This window comes from Vibrio sp. 10N.222.46.A1 (genome assembly GCF_041473595.1).
Classification (GTDB): Bacteria; Pseudomonadota; Gammaproteobacteria; order Enterobacterales; family Vibrionaceae; genus Vibrio; species Vibrio tasmaniensis_A.
The window spans coordinates 1-518 of sequence record NZ_JBFRSN010001782.1 but is presented as its reverse complement, the minus strand read 5'-3'; the positions used below and the strand labels follow the sequence as shown (position 1 = coordinate 518).

General features: G+C 31.9%; 1 protein-coding gene. It reads right to left on the bottom strand.

The genetic code is table 11. From position 1 onward, the window contains the following. The coding region (locus AB4496_RS29305) for a hypothetical protein (RefSeq protein ID WP_372133644.1) at positions 1 to 477 on the bottom strand (477 nt) is incomplete at its 3' end. Between the last annotated feature and the right edge of the window lie 41 nt (positions 478 to 518).

Genomic DNA, 518 nt, shown 5'->3' with positions numbered 1-518 from the left:
TATTACATTATTATCCAAGTCTATGATACATTTCATATTTTTTCTTAGTATGCCATTTTTTGCAGCGTAGCCTACAGCTACCTTCGCTAACCCCCGCTTGAATATAGTATTCCCTAAATCAAATGGAACATTAAAATTACCAGCTAAATCATCAAATATTACGACAGTATCATCTTCTTCAACTTTGCCATTTTTTATCAAATACTTTTTATAGTTCTGACCTGTCTTCTCAGAATCGGCATATATAGCCTTTTTATCCTTATCAAAAAATGGTTTTTTTGGAAAGAATTTACCATTTCTATAGAAGACATCAACACCATAGCCTTTGTGGAAAGCAGCAAAGCTTTGAGTCTTCTTTCTATCTCTTTTCAAATCTAGTCTAGAAACCCATGAACTAAATATACTATTAAATTTTTTATCTATGTCTTCGTTCAAAAATCTATTAGCTTCATCCGTTAAGATGTACTTTGATTTCATTTGTCCACCAAGTGAATTTGGAATGATGTGCTCAAGAGAAC